This window comes from Desulfobacula sp. (assembly GCF_021107415.1).
The window spans coordinates 1-19,592 of sequence record NZ_JAIOSW010000458.1 but is presented as its reverse complement, the minus strand read 5'-3'; the positions used below and the strand labels follow the sequence as shown (position 1 = coordinate 19,592).

Here is a 19,592-nt window from a genome sequence, read left to right as displayed (position 1 = left end):
TGTGATTATATATTATTTTGACAAGGTAAACGTACCGGCATCATAAAGAGATCCATTTACATATTGAGTATACGGCCCGGTAATATTGTTGCCTGAAATTATTCCATAGGTTATTGAGAGGGTTGCAATATCACCATCACAATTGTAGGACGCATTCACTGTTATGATGTTATTGGATATTGTTCCGCTGACTGAAACACCATATACATCCCCGCAGTCAGTGTTTTTAATATCCATAGTCCCGGAGTAGCTTTCACCTGTTTGGGTAATGTTGATAGTGAGTCCTCCGCTTGTTCCATACTGGGAACTCCATGTGCCGTTCCAGGTTCCGGAATAATCGGAGGACGAAGTGCCATTACTGTTGTATTCATGCCTGTAATACCTGTTTTCCATAGTAGTCGTGCTATATTGATTTGAAGTACTGCTGCCGGAATACACCGAATAGACATCAATATCAGGAACTGATACATGGAAAAAATTAACATCAATTCTGCCGCCATGATCAAACCATATTTTTACGTATAGATCAGGATTATTCTCGCTGCCCCAGGTTACATCTGAAGGACTTGCATAAAAAAAGCCCCAGATGACTTTATCCCCGGACGAGGTTGTCTCTTCTCCTCCCTTGCTCCAGACAGCATCAATGGCGCCTTTTTCTACGGTATTGATGACGGCTCTGATGGTAAGATCCGTTGTGACCGTATAGCTGCTTCCATATGAGATAGATACTGATACTAAAAACAGGGTAAAAACAACAAATAATAATTTAAATCGTTTCATTTCTTTCTCCTTTTTCTTGTTCCTTTCTGGAATCAGTCATTGCCCGATAAGCCCAGTATAAAATCCGATCCGTGATTTTCTGTCCCTACCTTGCAACATGTTTGGCTTTGCCTTGTATTTTGATTAAGATTGTTAGCAACTTGAGATTGGATAGTCAATAGGTAAAGCCCCTGTCTCAGGGGCAACGCATGTAAATATTCCAAAGCTCCAGTCTTGCTGGTATGGCCGTTAAAAAGATACACCGGGCTTGTCCAGCAACCGGCAAAGATCGTATAGTATAACTATATGACCTTATGCCGGAGTATTTTGAACGATTCCGATTATTATTTTGATCCGGACCCTGTTGAACTACCGGTACAGGTCCCCCCAAATGGACTACTTGCGGTCAAAGCTCCCGTCCAGGTAACTGAATTTCCTGAATAAATCATAGTATATATACCCGTAATAGTGTAACCTTCCTCATACCAGGTTTTTGTCATAGTTGCCGTATTGCCGTTTATACTTCCGTAACTACCATCATCTCCAACTAAATTACACCCATTCTGTGTAATGGTATTGATTCCTGTTTCTGTATAAATACCTTCTCCGCAAGCAGTAGCATCTACTGTTTGGCTCCAACTCCAGGCACCCGAAACATCTGAGCATGCCGCTGTGTTGGAGTTGTATTCATGCCTGTAATACCTGTTCTCCATAGTAGTCGTGCTTTGCTGGTTTGAAGTACTGCTGCCTGAATAGTCGGAATAAACATCAATATCAGGAACTGATACATGGAAAAAATTCACATCAATTCTGCCGCCATGGTCAAACCATATTTTTACGTATAGATCAGGATTGTTCTCGCTGCCCCAGGTTACATCTGAAGAACTTGCATAAAAAAAGCCCCAGATAACTTTATCCCCGGACGAGGTTGTCTCTTCTCCTCCCTTGCTCCAGACAGCATCAATGGCACCTTTTTCTACCGTATTGATGATGGCTCTGATAGTAAGATCAGTTGTGACTGTGTAGCTGCTTGCATATGAGATAGATACTGATGCTAAAAACAGGGCAAAAACAACAAATAATAATTTAAATCGTTTCAATTTTTTCTCCTTTGTTTGTGTTAAAACAATTATTTCCCACGTAATCTACTAAAATTCATGGCGAATATACCTGTCTGTCATTATGGTTGTCCCTTTTTGATCATACATTGTATCATCGGGATAGTTAGAATAAACCTCGATATCCGGTACTGAAACATGGAAATAGTTGACATCCACCCTGCCGCTCACATCAAACCAAATCTTAACAAAGAGATCGGGGTTGTCAGAGCTTCCCCAGCTCACATCAGAAGGATCTGCATAAAAATGGCCCCAGACTACCTGATCACCACGGGAAGTCGTCGTTTGCCCACCCAGACGCCAGACAGCGTCTATTAATCCCTTCTCCTCTGTGTTGATCATGGCACCAATCCTGAGATCATTGATGGTCAAATTACCGGATGGATTCCCAGTCTGAGAATAACCGGCGATGGGAGTGCCATCCTCATTTTGCTCGCTTGAATAACTATGGCTGTTTTCATAATATTGCCTGATATAACGCCTGTCAGTAGTGGTTGTTCCCTGCTCATCCACGACACCGTTATAAAAATAATCAGAAAAAACGACAATATCAGGTACGGAAACATGGAAATAATTTATATCCACCCTGCCGTTGGCATCAAACCAGATTTTAACATAAAGGTCGGGATTATCGCTGCTTCCCCAGCTCACATCCGATGAACTGGCATAAAAATGGCCCCAGATCACTCGATCGCCGCGTGAAGTTGAGGCCTCACCACCCTTTTTCCAGACCGCTTCAATGGGACCTTTTTCCTCGGTAATAATGACAGCACCGATCCAGAGATCGGATGTAACAAGATTACCACTTGGTGTGATGGAGTCTCCCCAATCCGTACCGTCAAGCACGTATGAAGTTAATTCTGAAATATTGGTTTCCTTTATGGTATTATTTTCATCCCTTTCACAATCAACAGATTTTACCTCGCCGATCCCTTTGGCCCACCACCAGTATTCGGTATCATCAGGTTCAGTTGAGAACTCTGCTTTTACTTTCATACAATTGTCAAATTTACCGGCAGGCACTTCCACATCTTCAAAACCCTCCAGTGTAAACGTCATGGTAACGGATTCTGACTGTCCGTTGGGGGCAGTCATAGTGCTTGAATGGGTCCAAGTTTCCCCCACTTCCATATTGCGTTTAAAACTGAGTGGGGGAGTAAAAATATACTTGCCAAGAGGTTCATCATTCCAGTCAGGATTACCCACCTGCTCAAAGCCATAAAGGTAAAAATAACTTGAGTCATATAATAAAAAATCCCGCTCATCGACAAGGGTCATACTGGCATAACCAGAAGTATACCATGCCTGAGGTACAGTCTTAACTCCATTAAAGGTTTCATAGTTTCCATGGACCTTTTTTTCCCGCCATGATCCGGTCTTTTGATCACTGCTGTCATATTCTGCACAATCATACCACCAGGATGAGCCAGGTATTAAGGGATGATATTCTGACAAATCATAGGCGTATCCGTTCAATGCCATCATGCCATTCATCCACAAGATACATGCTAAGATAAATAATTTATTCATAATTTCTTCTCCTTAAGGATCCCGTTACAATTAAAAATCAAACATAAGATATAACGGATAAAGTAAATCGGACTTTTGCATAAAAATCTTGTATCTACCCTATCGATCATTATTACGGTATTATTTTCATAGTCAATTCTTGCCACATCTTTGCCCCATATCGTACCAAGCTTTGGTGGTACAGGCGGGGAAAGCAAAAAGTTCCATTTTTTTTTCTTTAAAAAAAGCATAATTTTTGCTTTTTCCAAGAGCGAACCAAATCTGCTTTTTTTCTGGCTGAAGGTTATAATATTATCCTGACCTGTAATATCCACCCATCTGTATTTTTCTTTTTCAGGAACAACAGCAATTACTTTAACCCCCTGTTTATATTTTTTTACAGTATAAAAATATTTTTCTGCTGTTTTACCGATCTTTTCATCCGGTATAAATATACACATACATATCTTTGAAAAATTCTGCATATATTTATTTAAATCATACTCTGGCAGCTCAATCGCCCTTTTGCCGTATTTCCCTTGAAAAAAATCGGTAATGCCCATTATATATGCGTTTGATAGAATTGGATTCGCTTCAAGCAGTGCAACCACAGCCCATCTCATTGATCTGGCGATAATCCTGGTCAAAAGAATATATCTTTGAAATCCTGAAGTATAATGATTAAAAAACCATAGAGAATTTCGGGTTCTGTAATAATTTCTCCATATGGCTGAATTATCTATGGTTCTTGCAACCCAGCTTGGATGATACACTATTGATCTATTGGATGCCAATACCTTGTAACCGGCTTTTTTAAAACGTGCACCCCACTCCATATCGTCCCAGTATATAAAAAATTCCTCGTGCCAGATATCGTGTTTTTTTACTGCATTAACCCGTGCCAGCAGGGAGCATGCCGCAACGTAATCAACTTCAAAAACATCTTTTTGACATGATTTTTCATAATCTTCGGGTCTATTACTTTTGACCCCACCTTTTTTATAATCAATAAATGCGCCCACTTCGATGACATCATCGGAATCATCAATGTTTACTATTTTTGACCCGCATATTGCAGCATCAGGATTATTTTCCATAACGGCGACAAGCTCTTTAAGGGCTTTTTTATCCAGTTGAACATCATTATCCAGCAACCAGAGATATGAAGTGTCCGGCCTATTCTCCAGGACCCAGCGCATCCCCGTATTAAACCCGCCGGCTCCTCCTAAATTATCTTCATTTATAATAAGATTAATTGCGGGGAAATCTTTCTTGATTGTTGTTGCAGTCCCGTCACTGGAATGATTATCAACAACTGTTATATTCAATTTGTCATCAGGATAATCAAAATTATTAAGCTGTTTCAATAAAGAGACTACATCATTTTTTTTATTCCAGGTAACAATCACCACATCAACCATTGGAAATTGGGCATCTAATTCCATATGTATATTTTTAATCCCTGACCCAGAAGCTAATAACCATGTCTATTGCGAGTATTCATGCCTTATATATCTATTTTGGGTAATAGCAGTACCCTGATTGTCATATTTTGAATCATTGGGCAAATCAGAATATACTTCAATGTCAGGTACGGAAACATGGAAGAAATTAACATCAATTCTACCTCCTGCATCAAACCAGATCTTCACAAATAATTCAGGATTATCACTGCTCCCCCAGGCAACATCAGTGGGGTCAGCATAGAAGAGCCCCCATACAACCTGATCTCCACGGGATGTACTTGCCTGTCCTCCCTGCGACCAGATAGCCTCGATTGCCCCGACAGTCTCAACCGTATTGATGATAGCACCTATTCTCAAACTATTGATAACTGAAGAACCTGCGGGGTTTCCTGCGGGAGAATATCCTGACGGAGCTTCCCCGTTCTCTGTCTGCTCCTCTGAATAACTCTCTCCATTTTCATAATATTGACGGATATATCGCTTATCTGTTGTGCATGTACCCTGAACATCCGGTATCCCATCATAATAATAATTTGAATAAACCTTAATATCAGGTACGGAAACATGAAAATAATTGACATCCACCCTGCCGCCGATATCTATCCATATTTTTACAAAGAGTTCGGGATTATTAAGGTCTCCCCAGGAAACATCAGTGGAGTCAGCATAGAAATACCCCCATATAACCCTGTCTCCCCGTGAAGTATAAGCATCTCCGCCTTTATACCATACTGCTTCAATATCCCCTTTTTCTTCGGTTTGGATTTCTGCCCTGATCCACAGATCGTCCGTCACCAGGACACCTTTTTTTACGGTCTTTGCATCTGTTCTATAAAATTTAATGACCTGGGTAGTTGAAAATGATGGAACACTAACCAAAGCCTTTCCCTGACCGTCTGACTTAACTGAGACAGAGCTTGCAGCTATTGTTTTAGTTTCATCGTAGGAATCCCAGAATTCAAAGCTGAATGTTGTATGAGGTGCAAGTTCCGGTACATTTATTTGAGCACCGGAGATCGTACCGTTCGTCTGCTTTCTTTCATCATTAACCAGAAAGATAATCCCCTGGTTTCCATCAGTTATGCCGGTCTTGACAACAGGTGAACTGATATTGGCAATTTGTATTCCACTTCCTATCTGGACGGGCTGAAAACCTGAAAAATTCAGATTGGAGGCAATAAAATTATTCAAAGCCTTTTGATATTTTCTCATCTGATCAGACAAAGCATGGTCGGCAAACACCTCTCCGGGCCACCTGAGTCCTGTCCCGACTTCACCTGAAGCAAGATGGGCCCAGATCATATTATGAAAATACTGATCATCATCCTCACTGGTAAAATACTGATCATATCCTGTGGTAAAAAAATATATCGGTCCGGCTTCAGTATCAAAATAGGGTTTAGGAGTCAGGCTGTTTGCATAGTAAAATTGAATCCCCTGTTTTATCCATACAGCAGGACCAATTGTATTATCAAGATCTGCAACCTGGTAAGTAAAATATGGCGTGGTACTATTATTAGGATCATTATTATTGGGATCACGGATATTGTGATAATAGGCATGGGTAGAATTAAAATCAAAATTGGAATTATTCAGCACCACTGCAGCATCAGATCCAATGGCAGATCCATCACCGGTCTGTGTCTGGTGACGATTGAATTTGGGATCCCATCTTACCGAAGAGCTGTAAACCATATGATTGGGATCGATTGTTTTCATATAAGCGCAAAGGGCATTAACCATATCTTCACGGTCATCAAAATCTGCCCTGTTCCACCCGAAATCAGGATCATCGCTGTCAAATTCATTTACAACATCCCAGGCCAGCAGATTTTTGCGATCCCCCACCGTATCAACAAGCTTTTTCAGGATTGCTTTTAAATAGTCAATATAATCAGAGTTGAAAAAATCAGAACAACTCGACATGGGACCACCCATTTGTGTGCTGAAAGGTACCTTTGACCATTTTTCCTTATAATAAAATGTATCAAACGGCACGATGATTACATTAATATTGTAATCTGCACATGCATCCATGAAATCCTTTAAAAACTCAAGGGTGTTTGAATTATATTGAATATTTGAAGCACCTTGTGAAACATCTGAGAAAAGATAAACCGGATTTGAAATATCATAAGACTCCAGCATAACTCTCAGCGTATTCACTCCGTAATTGCTTAAGGTTTCAAGATATTGTCTTCCATCGGCAGGTCCTTCTTCAGTATAAAAATTGCGATACTTGCTTTGGGTTTCATCCCACATATTTCCATTATAAAAAGTCCTGATATGGGGCCAGGGCATACCCTGGTTGTCACCAATGACAACTAAAGGCGTCCCGTTTTCCCATGTTAAATAGCGCTGCCCGGGATCAACGGTTAAATACCCTTTGTCACTTGTGGAATCCGCTGCTGAAGTGGTAAAGGAGACCATTGCAATATCAGATGCATTTCCTCTTTCATCAACAGCCCTTACACCGAGATAGTATTTCGTACCTGGTGACAAACCAATAATTTTTAAAGATTCGGATTTCCCTGATTTCTGCGGCCTGAAATTGTTTTTATATATAGTTGCGCTGTTCCAGTTGGTTGAGCTTATTGAAGATGTTGAATACCTGATATCATACGCTTTGGCATACCCTTGGTTCCCATTATCACCTGTGGCGGTCAGTGACAATAATGTGGAAAAAGCATTTGTATTGCCTGCACTTAAATTCGCTATTGTGGTCGGGGCCACACTATCACTTTGTGAAGAGATTACGAACTCGGCCCAGTTCTCGGGAATTCCCTCTTCTCCCATAAATCTTGTAATTTCATCATACACCCTCTTCCATATTTTGTAATATTCGGGATCCATGGAACCGCCGGTATCATCTTCAATGGATGTAAAATTCATACCCAGGGAATATCCGTCCGAAGGAGCAGAAGAAGCGCTTGAACCAAAAATATTAACCCAGGGTATGGCAACTTCTACCACATATCCTGAATCTTTATGATTTTGAGATGTGACGGTTTTAAATGTATAATCGTTCAGGGTGCCTGAATATTTTGCAGCAACCGATAAAGAAGCAATCTGATCTGCACCAGTGGTACCACCGGCACCGTCACCTTTATCAAACCGCCATGCCGACCCATCGGCATTAACGGCAAAAACCCTGTCATCCAATTGAAAATATTCATCCCGGCTGTACCCCGGATCAATCTCCCATTTAAAGGCATCATCATCCCAGGTACTCACCCATGGTGTTGAAGCATTATAATCATCCACCCAGAGTTCATAATCTTCAACATCTGCTGCCAGATAAAGATTATTAGCATCCCACAGAAGATATATCTTAATTTGAGCATCTTCACCAAAAAATTTATAAAGGGTAACAGATTCTTCTGCATCCCATTCACCCGGAACTATTTTACCATCAACCACAGGTGTACCCTGGGGTATGAATCGCCCGAAAAAATCATACTTAGCCATAGCAATGTTGGATGAAATGATAATAATAAGCACTGATAACATAATCACTTTAATTTTCATGAGTCCTCTCCCAAGTAAAATTTTCCAGTTTCCTGGTAAAATTAATATTAAAAAACGGGTCATTATCAATAATATGCTGCCATTTCTCCCTAAACAGGGACGCATCAGGCTCAATAACCATTTCTTCTAATAATTTTACAGGTATGTTGTGAATTAATTTTGCATAAGGCGTATAAGTTATGAGATATTTTTTATCTCGTAATCTAAGGCAATAGTCTGCATCCCAATATGCTCTTTCAAATTTTTCATCAAATCCCCCCATAGTATCAAAGACGGATTTACGGGTCATCATGCCCAGACCCATAACAGCACTGTAATTTCCAATCATGTTTTTCAATCCCACATAGCCGGGATCATCCGGCGTTGCCCTGTGTGCATAGCCCATAATATTAAAGGGACCAAAGATAATGCCTGCATGTTCAATAAGCTTATTGTTATAATAAACTTTTCCACCTACAGCTCCCACTTCATCCCTTTGGATATGCTCAAAAAGGCAAGTATAGCTTTCCTTTGAAACAAGCTCAATTGAGTCATCAACAAAAAAAAGTATATCCCCTGTTGCATCTTCTGCTCCGACATTGTAGGTTTTTGGAACAGACATTGACTCTTCAGTTTTAATAATTTTGACATTATTATACTTATTAATAAAGTTCAAGCTTTTCATATCATAGTAAGAATCAGGGCAAATAATTATTTCACAGGCAAAGGATTTAATATTCTTTCTAATACTTTCCATCAGACGAAAAAGTCCGTTATCACTTCCCCTATAGCTCACAATGATGGAACATGACAGAGATTTAACAATACTTCGGTTCACCCTGTACACTCCTAACCAGGCATCTGGTGCATGAACCGCAACACCACTAATCCCTCTTCGTCTCAGTGCATCATTCAGTGCCCACAGTCCCTTTTCAAATATTTCAGGTTTGGTCTCAGGTTTTAATGCGGTTGATGATTCTCCCATACGCCAATGATAAAGAATTTTACTGATATGATATATTCTGTCGGTAATTTCAGAAAAACGGAGTAATAGATCATAATCCTGGGAACCTTCACACAGCTCTCGAACTCCCCCGATCAGCTTAAAAAGTTTTTGCCTGTATACTGCAAAATGCATAACATAGTTAAAAGACAAGGCAAGATCAGGATTCCAGTCCGACTTATACCAGGCATCACAAAATTTTCCATGTTTGTCGATTTTATCTTCGTCACAATAAATACAATCTGCATCAGGATGATGAATAATAAAATTTGCGTATTCAAGCAAGGTATCCGGTTCCAATTCATCATCATGGTCAAGGACTCCGATAAATTTTCCCTTTGCCATTTGGGCCGCTTTATTTATTGTGGCGGCAATCCCCTCATTGTTTTTTTTACATAATAGTTTAATACGGGATGATTTTTGTACATAATATTCAAGAATATTAATAACATTTACATCAGTAGATCCGTCATCAACTATGCAAAGTTCCCATCTCAAATATTTTTGATTAAGAACCGATTCTATGCTGCGCCGCAATATTTCAGGTTTGGTATTATAAACAGGCATTAAAACAGAGATTAAAGGCCAGGGAGGGAAAAACGTTATTAGAACACGTATTCTCTTTTTATAGATTGCTATCTTTGAATAAATCCGGTCAAACACAAGTTTCATTATCTTTTTTTTACTAATGATATGCAGAATCATGGTCAGGATGAAGGGTGAGGAATCTTATCCAATTTTCCTCTCTGAAAACAATTGCTCGAAAACTTTTGCCGATTCTAATGGTATAAATAGGCTTCCCATGCGGTCCCTGTTTGGAAATTATTTTTTCCCAATTAAATCCTTTATCTGAATATAGCTGTGACCATGACATTTGAGACATTTTTTTTAATGATTTTAACAGGGCAGTTTGCTCTCTCTTTGAAAGTCTGAACAAATCCTGTTGGAATTGTGGATTATTAAGATCAAGAAGAATGGGGTTCATTGTTCTCAATAATTTGTTCAAGCTTTGTTAAATCAATTCCCCGGGGAATATTATTTTCTGCCCATGAAACAGCAGTTTTTAATTTTTTTTCTACAATTGCCGTGTGCAGCCATTTTTCATTATCAGGAATAAATTGTCCTGTTTTAATAACCCATACTCCAGGCTCAATTAAATCAACAGCCACCTGTTTGCCGGCATATTCCTTTCCAAGAGTAATTTGACCGCTATTACCAATGGTTTTTAGTGAAGTCATTTTTATCCTCCCAAATAATCTTATAGTTAGATTATGAAATCATAATATCATGCTATCATGAAACATGGCAAGAAAAAAAATTATGGATGCCTTATCTTTTTTTGCCGCCCGGATGCGGTTTGTTCACAATATCAGGATACCAGAGTGTTATTTCTTCGGCATACCCCATACAGGTGTTGACAAACTCAACTCCCTGCATGAATGAATGATCCATATTCCCGACCTCATATTTCCAGGCACCGAACCTGCCCCGCGAATAAATATTATTTTCAAAAAGCTTTGTCGACAAAGGCACCAGATATTCATCCCTTGTGATTGAAGGCGTGGGATATGCCTTTTTCTCAAAACGATACCAGGTATGATCAATGCTTTTACGATCCCGGATAAGACCTGTATTCAGTGCTCCCTGGATAACATCTTCCACAACGGTTGACGCATCGACTTTTTTCATGCTGCTTTCACTGACTTCACACATTAAAGACCATTGCGACCCGATATCAGGGACATTATTGGGTGAATAATTGCTGAAAACAGTCACCCTGTAAAAGGGACAATTATTTTCCGGAAAATAGATCCAGCACTTGGATGCAAGTGTCTCAGGAGTTTTCCCTTTAAGGGCAAGCCCTACAACATGGGTGGAGGAATATTTCAATACAGGCACTTTTGCTAAAGACCCTTCAAAATCCGCAAGCCTGATAAAATCAGTTAGCGGCAGGGTATTTAAAAGGATATCATAATTTTCAGTCCTTTGGTCGGAAAAACTCACCACTCTCTTTTTTGTATCAATGGCCACAACTTTCTTATTTAACCGGGCCTTTTTTGGGGGGAGTTTTAAAGCAATTTCCTTCCAGATAGCCCCTGTTCCGCCATTGGCAGGAAACCTGAATCTAGAATTGGGCCCCCATTGGGTATCATTGTTCTGAAAAACAGCATTTTTCAATATCTGTTTTAACGCCACCGGTGCAACCCGTTCACCCACCCAGGACCAGCCAAGATGATCGGTTGGGTATGCCCATACTTTATAATTGTACGGATCTAAGAACCACTTGGCCAGGCCCTGCCCAAAGGTGGCCTGAATCCATTGGCCAAAATGCTTTGGTTTTTTTTGAGAACCAGTATTTTGAATATCAATAATACCTTCCAGACATTCCCAGTATACCTGTTCCGGCAATTTATGGATATTATTCTGCAATGGATAGGAAACAAACCGATCCTGCATCCAGATCCATGCTTCCCTGTTATGAACAAGCCATCCGTCTGATGCTTTAAAGAGTGTGTCCATGACAGTGTCAAAATACTGATAATGGCTGAAAAGGACATGTCCGCCAAAATCCCATACGAATCCCCGGTCATCCTGAAATGAAGCTGCAAGCCCTCCCCAATAATCATTTGCTTCGCATATCACCCAGTCATCATGGTCAAGTTCATTCAAACGCCATGCCGCGCCAAGACCTGTGGGCCCGCCTCCCAGAATAACAATTCTCATTAATTTACCTATTTCTAATTTACTGATCTCAAAAGACTGTCCAAACCCTTTTTAATCACTTCCGGTGAAAACCTTTCTTGTATCAACTCCATTCCATTAACCGATAGTTTCTGCCATAGTTGTTGATCATGATACAGCTTTATCACTTTTTGAACAAATTCGTCCTCATCTTCAGCTATAAGTATATTCTGACCGTCGATACAGCCCATGCCTTCGGCGCCGACAGACGTAGTCACAACCGGCAGTCCGAATGAAAGGCTCTGACCGATTTTGCCTTTTACCCCGGCCCCGTATCTTAACGGTGACACAAACACCCGGCTATTCTCAAAATAGGGTGTTACATCTTCAATATATCCTGTTACATAAACAGTTTCGCCTGCAAGGGATCTGACTGCATCTGTGGGATGACTTCCCACAATACTGCATGTAATGCCTTTGATAGCCTGCTCTATTTTCGGAAAAATTCGTTCAATAAACCAGAGCATAGCATCTTCATTGGGGGAATGAAAAAATCCGCCGATAAATAAAAGTCCTTTCCTGTCTTCAAAAGGTAGTTTACATCCCATATTTTCATGAACATTGGTGATAACAGAAACTTTATTCTCATAGCCTTCTTTTTCCAGGATCTTTTTTTCCACATCACTGACAACAAGGATCTCATCTGCCATATCTGCAAGAAAAAATTCAATCTTTTTCCAATAATGAGAATCAGAATTTGAATCATACCTGGATTTTCTTTGCTCCCTTAAAAAATGCAGATCCACTGTATCGTATATGATCCTGGCATTTGTATAGGTTTTTGCAGAAAAAATCATATTAATGGCAACATGGGGACGGGAAAATATTATCAAATCAAGATATTGACCATTAGTCTGAAGATATTCCTCAAATCGGACATTTCCATAAAGGGCTTCAACTCCAATTCTCTGAAGATGCTTTGTATACTCATTAAAGGCTCTGTTTTCAGGCCAGAAAATTACTTTATTACCTAAGCTCACAAGAAGTTTTAAAATACTGAACATTCTTAAGGATCCGGAATCCTTGTCAAATGTAGGCGCATAATGATCTACCACGAGGATGGTTTTACCGCTATATCTCTGCCGTGCATCAAAAAGTTTTTCAGGGCCTTCATAGTGCTGGCTCTTAAGAATTTCTTTCCATTTTTTTAAGAATTTTTTATTATTTTCCTGCTGGAATTTCTTAACCCCCTTGTTGATATCTGTTCCGGCTGAGACACCTTCATGGTGAATCACTTTTGCTTCCGGCTGGAATATAACCTTATACCCCATTTTTCTTACGGTGAAGCAAAGGTCGGTGTCTTCATAATATGCCGGTGCATACCTCATATCAAACCCGCCGGCCTTTTCCCACAACTTCTTTGGGATCATCAAACAGGCCCCGGAACAATAGTCCACCTCTTTTTTATAGGAATATTCCGGCAGATCCGGGTTATCCCCACGGCCGTAATTCCACCCGGTGGCATCCTGCCAGATGATATTTCCCGCTTCCTGAAGACTCCCGTCAGGGTATAGCAATTTGGCCCCTGTTATTCCAACCTTCTCATCAGCTTTGAAAGGTTCAAGCATTTTGTCAAGCCAGTGTGAAGTGACTTCAGTGTCATTATTTAGAAAAAGAATATACTGACCTTTTGCATGTCCGGCTCCAATGTTGCAAGCTTCTACAAACCCTTTATTTTCTTTATTGATAATAGCAACAAGACCTTTTGTCTCCTTTAAAAGCTTTGGCGTAGTATCCGAAGATGCATTGTCAACCACAATCACTTCATAGGAAAGCCTGGTATCTGAACTTTCGACAATGGATTTCAGGCATTTGTAAGTATATTCAACTTTATTGTAATCCGGTATAACAATACTGATGATAATTTCATCCTGTTGTACAAAGGTTAAATCGTACCTGACGGCATCTTTTTTTTGGGGCAATCCGGGCAACCGTTTAATAATCTTATTTGCAAAAGAAACGGGACCTTCTTTAAACAATACCAAAGGGGCGAGCATTGAAAGCCTGTAACATCTTCTTGACTTTGTATTCTCCGGCATCAGCTTATCAATGAACGATCTGTATTTTTGAAGCATGCGCCATGCCAGGGAGTGATGGATGACATCAAGTTGTTCCTGAATGATATGGGCATGGGCCTGAATATACTGAAAATCATTTTTAACAGTTTCACAGGATAGGATTCTTTTTTTAATTTCCTGCTGCTGCCTTTTGATTTCAGCCTGGTAACCTGAGTGAACGTTTTCCATCTCAGTTTCCAGGCGGGTTACTGCATCTTCATAGACAGTCCGGTCATCTTTATATTCTTTGTTAAGCAGGTTTATTGTCTGATTATGTTCCTTATTAAACCGATCTATTTCAATTTTGTATTCTTTATGGAGTGTATGAATCTCAGTTTCTAATCTTGATTTCTCGTCGGATAATACTTGATGATACTTTTCTTCTTTTTCAACAAGTTCCTTGTTAAGTCTTTGGATCTCCTTTTTATGCCAGTCAAGATCCTTTTGGATTGAAACCATCTTGCTTTCAATGTCCAGACGAATCTGTCTTTGTGATCGTGCTGCATCTTCGAGACCTTTTTTCCACCCGTCGACAGTTGCGGGAAAAGCCTTAATAATAAACTGATAAGTTTGAAACTCCGGATTAACTTTCTCGATATAGGCTGTGACTTGTCTTGGATATTTTTCCCACTGGGTCCTAAGTTCGGTATCTTTTGGATGGACAATGACCCTGTCCAGATGAGAAACCAGGTATCCTGCATTGTCCATCATCCGGGTAAAATTGTCTTTATCAAAAAAATGCAGGTGGGTGTTGTCCAACAGGCCTGTATCACGATACTGAACTTTTCCGTCGAGAAATTCCAGTGCCACGGAACCGTGAGCCCCATTGGGGATGGATATCAATAAAAAACCCTCAGGCGATAAATATTCCCTTAATTTAACCAATAACCTTTTGGCATCTTTCAGGTGTTCAAGAATATCAGCCATGATAATAATATCATATATGTTATTCAGGCCGATTTTTTTAAAATCCAGGATTTCCACATCACCGATTGCCATTTTTTCACAAAACGGTGCAGCAAGGCCTGCAGTATCCTTATCAATTTCAATACATACAACCCGGCAGTTTAATTCTTCTTTCATGTAACGGGTCATATAACCGGATGCACAGCCAAGCTCAAGAACATAACTGCCCTTACCCACCATTTCCAATATTTTTGTATGGGAAGAGTCTTTGTTTTCAAGATCTAACTCATAATTATATTTTAAATCTGCCAAAACCGTTTTTCACCCAATTTAAAAATTTTTATATCCGTTAAGATTCAATTTACTCATAGGTCGTAACTTCTGTTTTCACAGGTATATCCAGCATCCCATATGAAAGTTCAGGACTGTCAAGTGTGAAGACTGTAAAATTATCGAGCCAGTCATATACGATATGGTTCTCAATGGTGCCTTCACCAAATCCTGCCGAAATTGAATAACTGCCTGACCGAAGTTGGGGAATGGAAAAAACAAATGTAACATTTAAAGTACTATTGGCACGGCATGATTTTAAAGCATTATCCGTATCACTATTGGTTTTGATCAATTCATTGCCTAGAAGATCTTTAATTATAAATCCTGCCATGGGCATTTCAATATTTTCAAAACATTTGATATGCAAAGACAATCTTATTTTCATACCGACTTTAAAGGTATCACGTTTTTTACCTTCAAAATCAGTCACTGTAAATCCAATGACTTTTGCCTTATCATTGCCGAACCTGTTATCAAAGTGTTTAATTTTTTCAAAATTATCAAGGCTGCAGTCCTGATTTTTTTTATCATCATTTTCATTTAAGACAGAACCATCCTTTTCACAATTGTCTTCTTCGCCATTCCAGATAATCCTGTAATATTCCTGAACCACATCATCAGGCTGTCCTATGGAAATCATCTCTCCTTTGTCAAGCAGTATCGCCTTTGTGCATAATTTAACGATGGCCCCGGTGTCATGGGTAACAAAAAAAATGGTCTTTCCGTGTTCCTGGAAATCCCTTATTTTGGCCATGCATCTGTGCTGAAAATATATATCTCCCACAGCCAGGGCTTCATCAACAAGCAGTATATCAGGATCAACATTCACAGCAGTGGCAAAAGCCAACCTTACATACATACCGCTTGAATAATTTTTTACAGGTTGGTCAATAAAATGACCAATCCCGGCAAACTTTTCAATGTCATCAAACCTGGCTGATATTTCTTCATGCTTAATACCGAGTATTGACCCATTTAGATATACGTTCTCTCTTCCGGTAAATTCAGGATCAAATCCGCTTCCAAGTTCAAGAAGTGCAGAAATCCTTCCATTGACTTCAATGGTACCTGAAGTCGGGGTCACGATTGATGCAATAATCTGTAAAAGTGTACTCTTTCCGGAACCATTTTTTCCAATGACACCAATGGTCTCCCCTTTTCCCACGGAAAATGAAATATCTTTGAGAGCTGTAAATTTTCGATGGAATTTCTTCCTTCCCCTGAACAAGGCTTCTTTGAGCCGTCCTGAAGGATCATCATACAGCTTGTAAATCTTGGAAAGATTTTCAACATGAATTGGTAAATTCATATAAAAGCCTGCTCTTTTATATATCTGCTAAAAAGATCTTTTCACCCTTCTTTTCATGGGCCAACCGAATCTCATTGGCCAGGGCCTGGAACTCTTTAAATTTAGTGATCAAATCCATATGTGTAATTGTCGGCAGATTCAAACTTGAATCATCATAATAATTCTTTGATTCGGTTATACCTGAAAAATATTTTTTTTCAACACATTCATCATAAAGTTTAGTTCCTCGGAATGGTTGAAACAAAGAAACACTGACAAAATGCGGATTAATTATCCTGTTCAATTCCATGGTTTCCTCTATTGTTTCAACAGTTTCACCAGGAATACCAACAATGTTATATGTCCAGACCTGAATTCCCTCTGCCTGGGCATCCCTGCATGCAGCAATGATTCTTTCGTCGGAAACCTTCCGGTTCATCACCTTTCGCCGAAGATGCTCATTGCCTGACTCAAGACCAATATAAATCAAAGAAAGGCCGGCATTCGCCATCAGATGAAATGTCTTCCGGTCCATGGTTTCAGCGCGGATAAAACAACCGAACGGAAATCCGAATTCTGCTTGATATAGCTCACAAAAAATTTTAATCCATTTTCTATTGTATCCAAAATAATCATCATAAAAATTTAAGGTATTGATGGTATAGTTATCGTTAAGTTCCCGTATTTCTTCCATGACATTTTCCGGACTCCGCTGTCTGACCCAGCTTCCTTTTCCCTTGTAAATGGCCTTGAATGCAGTGTTGGCACAAAAAGTACAACTATAAGGACACCCCCTGGACGAAATGATGACCGGTTCAGTCTTGCAACTGTTTACAATTTCCTGGAATGGTAGAAGATCTCTATCGGGAAATGGAATCGTATCCAGGTCATTGATCAAGAATCTGGGTTCGTTCTTAAAAATATCACTCTGTTCATTTTTTGCCCAGATATTGGGAATCGTTGCAAGATTCCCTCCGTTGCCCATACGCTCCAGCAAGTCTGCCAGGGGATACTCCCCTTCGCCCACACAAAGCAGATTGATATTGGGATCGGCAATAACCTCTTCCGGATTTAATGTAGCATGGGGGCCACCACAAATAATAGGGGCCTGAAATTTTGTTTTGATCAAAGCAGCACATCTTTTCACATGAGGCCACTGATGGGTGACAACTGAAAAAGCGATAATATCCGGATTGGTTTTGCCGATATAGGAAAGAATATAATCATCCTGCATATCATCAACCACATACAAACAATCGGTTGAATGACCTTTTTGTTTAACGACTGCGGAAAGAATCCCTATTCCGGATGGAAAATGTTTTAAATTGTATGTTTCCAGATTTATATAAACAAATAATACTTTCACATTCAAACTCCTAAAATTATTTTGTACTTTTCTCAACAACATCTATAATCATTTTATCTTTTGACGTTATTATTTAAAGTACATCCGCAAATGCTCTTTTGGTTTTCATAAACCAGGTAAATCCCAAAACAAGTATAATCACCGAAATTATAAAATAGATTGCAAACCATGGCCAATCGGGTGTCTGACCCCATAAAATCACTCTTCTAGCATCCTCAACAAATACTGCTATGGGATTTATCTGGCAATAAACCCTCAGGCTTTCCGGCACAGCTTTCAAAGGGTAGAATATGGGAGACATAAAGAGGAGCATGGTCACAACAACACCGATTATTGAACCGATGTCCCGGATAAACACACCTAATGAAGCCAGAAAATAACTACATCCCAGTGTAAACATAATGACTGGAAGCCATACAATGGGCAGCAACAGCAGGGTCCAGCTCAGAGTCTGGGTGTAAAGTATTTTTGTAACCACAAGTACTGACAGGCCAAACAAAGAAAATACAACAGACTCGATAAGTTTTACCACCGGCAGGATTTCCAGAGGGAACACCACCTTTTTCACAAAATTTGCGTGGCCCAGGATCAACCCCGGAGATGCATTCACGGTATCTCCTATGATATTAAAAATTAAAATACCGGTAAAAAGGGCTAAAGCAAAAGACAACCGTCCCTGGTCAAGCTCCTGTCCCCATTTTGCTTCAAAAATAACAGAAAATACAAAGGTATAAACCGCCAGCAGTATCAAAGGCTGTATAAAAGCCCATACAATCCCAAGCAGGGAGCCCCTGTACCGGACAAGAATATTTTTTTTTGAAAGCTTTGCAATAAGCCCGCGATGATTCCACAGATGATTAATTATTTTAAATGGATTCAGGCAATATCCCAGCGAATAATTCATTGATTTAATTATTTATCTGTTTCTGGTTTATTTTTTGGAGATTGGTTGATCCTCAAGCTCAGAGCCGTACAAATCCCTTTTATGCCTTTATATGCCATTTCCCTGTCTCTTTTATTTCTTCTGTACTATTTTAGAACACATCACACCCTCAAGTATAATGTGCACTAAAAAATCAGACCTTACATATGATTTTTATCTTGCAATTGCAATGAAAATTATATAAATCCAAAATTACTAAAGGCTTAAAATGGTCAATTTGATAGATTTTTAATGTAAAAATGAATATGAATAATACATCCGACTTAAACCTGATTGATCGGGTTGGTGCAAATACAATTATTGATACAGATTTGGAAGTGGTCATTTCCAATTGTACTGCAAATGAAACAAGAGGAATCTATATTGGATCTGATTGCAGAATCTATTCGAGAAACAGAATGGTTCTTGGGGATATGCAGGAAAATCCTGACGCAAACATGATGATCAAAAATAATGTGATGATCAATGCAGGATGCTACCTTTCGGGAGAAGGAGGACTTGAGATTGAGGATTACGTGCTGATTGGCCCAAACACCTGTATCCTTTCAGCAGGGCATAATTACTCTGATCCATCAACCCCTATACAGAAGCAAGG

13 protein-coding genes are annotated in these 19,592 nt (G+C 39.6%); 1 reads left to right on the top strand and 12 read right to left on the bottom strand.

Going from position 1 to position 19,592, the window contains the following annotated elements; all coding sequences use genetic code 11:
- Window positions 1–12: 12 nt before the first annotated feature.
- The 12 genes from K8S13_RS23085 to K8S13_RS23030 form a co-directional block, all read right to left on the bottom strand.
- Complete coding sequence (locus K8S13_RS23085; RefSeq protein ID WP_291466081.1) at window positions 13–780, bottom strand: hypothetical protein; 768 nt, start codon at window positions 778–780, stop codon at window positions 13–15.
- A gap of 323 nt (window positions 781–1,103) precedes the next feature.
- Window positions 1,104–1,859, bottom strand: a complete 756-nt coding sequence (locus K8S13_RS23080; protein ID WP_291466080.1) for a hypothetical protein — start codon at window positions 1,857–1,859, stop codon at window positions 1,104–1,106.
- Window positions 1,860–1,907: 48 nt separating this feature from the next.
- On the bottom strand, window positions 1,908–3,407 hold the full coding sequence (locus K8S13_RS23075) for a hypothetical protein (protein WP_291466079.1): 1,500 nt from the start codon (window positions 3,405–3,407) through the stop codon (window positions 1,908–1,910).
- Complete coding sequence (locus K8S13_RS23070) at window positions 3,404–4,831, bottom strand: glycosyltransferase family 2 protein (protein ID WP_291466078.1); 1,428 nt, start codon at window positions 4,829–4,831, stop codon at window positions 3,404–3,406. The genes K8S13_RS23075 and K8S13_RS23070 overlap by 4 nt, the downstream gene beginning before the upstream one ends.
- A gap of 42 nt (window positions 4,832–4,873) precedes the next feature.
- Window positions 4,874–8,380: a sugar-binding protein gene (locus tag K8S13_RS23065; RefSeq protein ID WP_291466077.1), complete on the bottom strand. Its 3,507-nt coding sequence runs from the start codon at window positions 8,378–8,380 to the stop codon at window positions 4,874–4,876.
- Window positions 8,370–10,034 (bottom strand): glycosyltransferase, encoded by a 1,665-nt coding sequence (locus tag K8S13_RS23060; protein WP_291466076.1) that lies wholly within the window; start codon window positions 10,032–10,034, stop codon window positions 8,370–8,372. Before K8S13_RS23060 ends, K8S13_RS23065 begins: the two co-directional genes overlap by 11 nt.
- Before the next feature lie 293 nt (window positions 10,035–10,327).
- Window positions 10,328–10,600 (bottom strand): hypothetical protein, encoded by a 273-nt coding sequence (locus K8S13_RS23055; RefSeq protein WP_291466075.1) that lies wholly within the window; start codon window positions 10,598–10,600, stop codon window positions 10,328–10,330.
- A 91-nt stretch (window positions 10,601–10,691) separates the two neighbouring features.
- The gene (locus tag K8S13_RS23050) at window positions 10,692–12,086 is read right to left on the bottom strand and encodes an FAD-dependent oxidoreductase (RefSeq protein ID WP_291466074.1); all 1,395 of its coding nucleotides are present in this window, start codon (window positions 12,084–12,086) and stop codon (window positions 10,692–10,694) included.
- A 14-nt stretch (window positions 12,087–12,100) separates the two neighbouring features.
- On the bottom strand, window positions 12,101–15,379 hold the full coding sequence (locus K8S13_RS23045; protein WP_291466073.1) for a glycosyltransferase: 3,279 nt from the start codon (window positions 15,377–15,379) through the stop codon (window positions 12,101–12,103).
- 49 nt (window positions 15,380–15,428) lie between these two features.
- Window positions 15,429–16,709, bottom strand: coding sequence for an ABC transporter ATP-binding protein (locus K8S13_RS23040; protein WP_291466072.1), 1,281 nt, complete (start codon window positions 16,707–16,709; stop codon window positions 15,429–15,431).
- Between the two features lie 16 nt (window positions 16,710–16,725).
- A complete protein-coding gene (locus K8S13_RS23035) occupies window positions 16,726–18,054 on the bottom strand; it encodes a radical SAM protein (protein WP_291466071.1) in 1,329 nt (442 codons plus the stop codon).
- A 73-nt stretch (window positions 18,055–18,127) separates the two neighbouring features.
- Window positions 18,128–18,958 (bottom strand): ABC transporter permease, encoded by an 831-nt coding sequence (locus K8S13_RS23030; protein ID WP_291466070.1) that lies wholly within the window; start codon window positions 18,956–18,958, stop codon window positions 18,128–18,130.
- Between the two features lie 284 nt (window positions 18,959–19,242).
- On the opposite strand from K8S13_RS23030, the gene K8S13_RS23025 reads away from it, so the two are divergent.
- Window positions 19,243–19,592 (top strand): hypothetical protein (locus K8S13_RS23025; protein ID WP_291466069.1); only part of this gene is annotated, 350 nt, incomplete at its 3' end.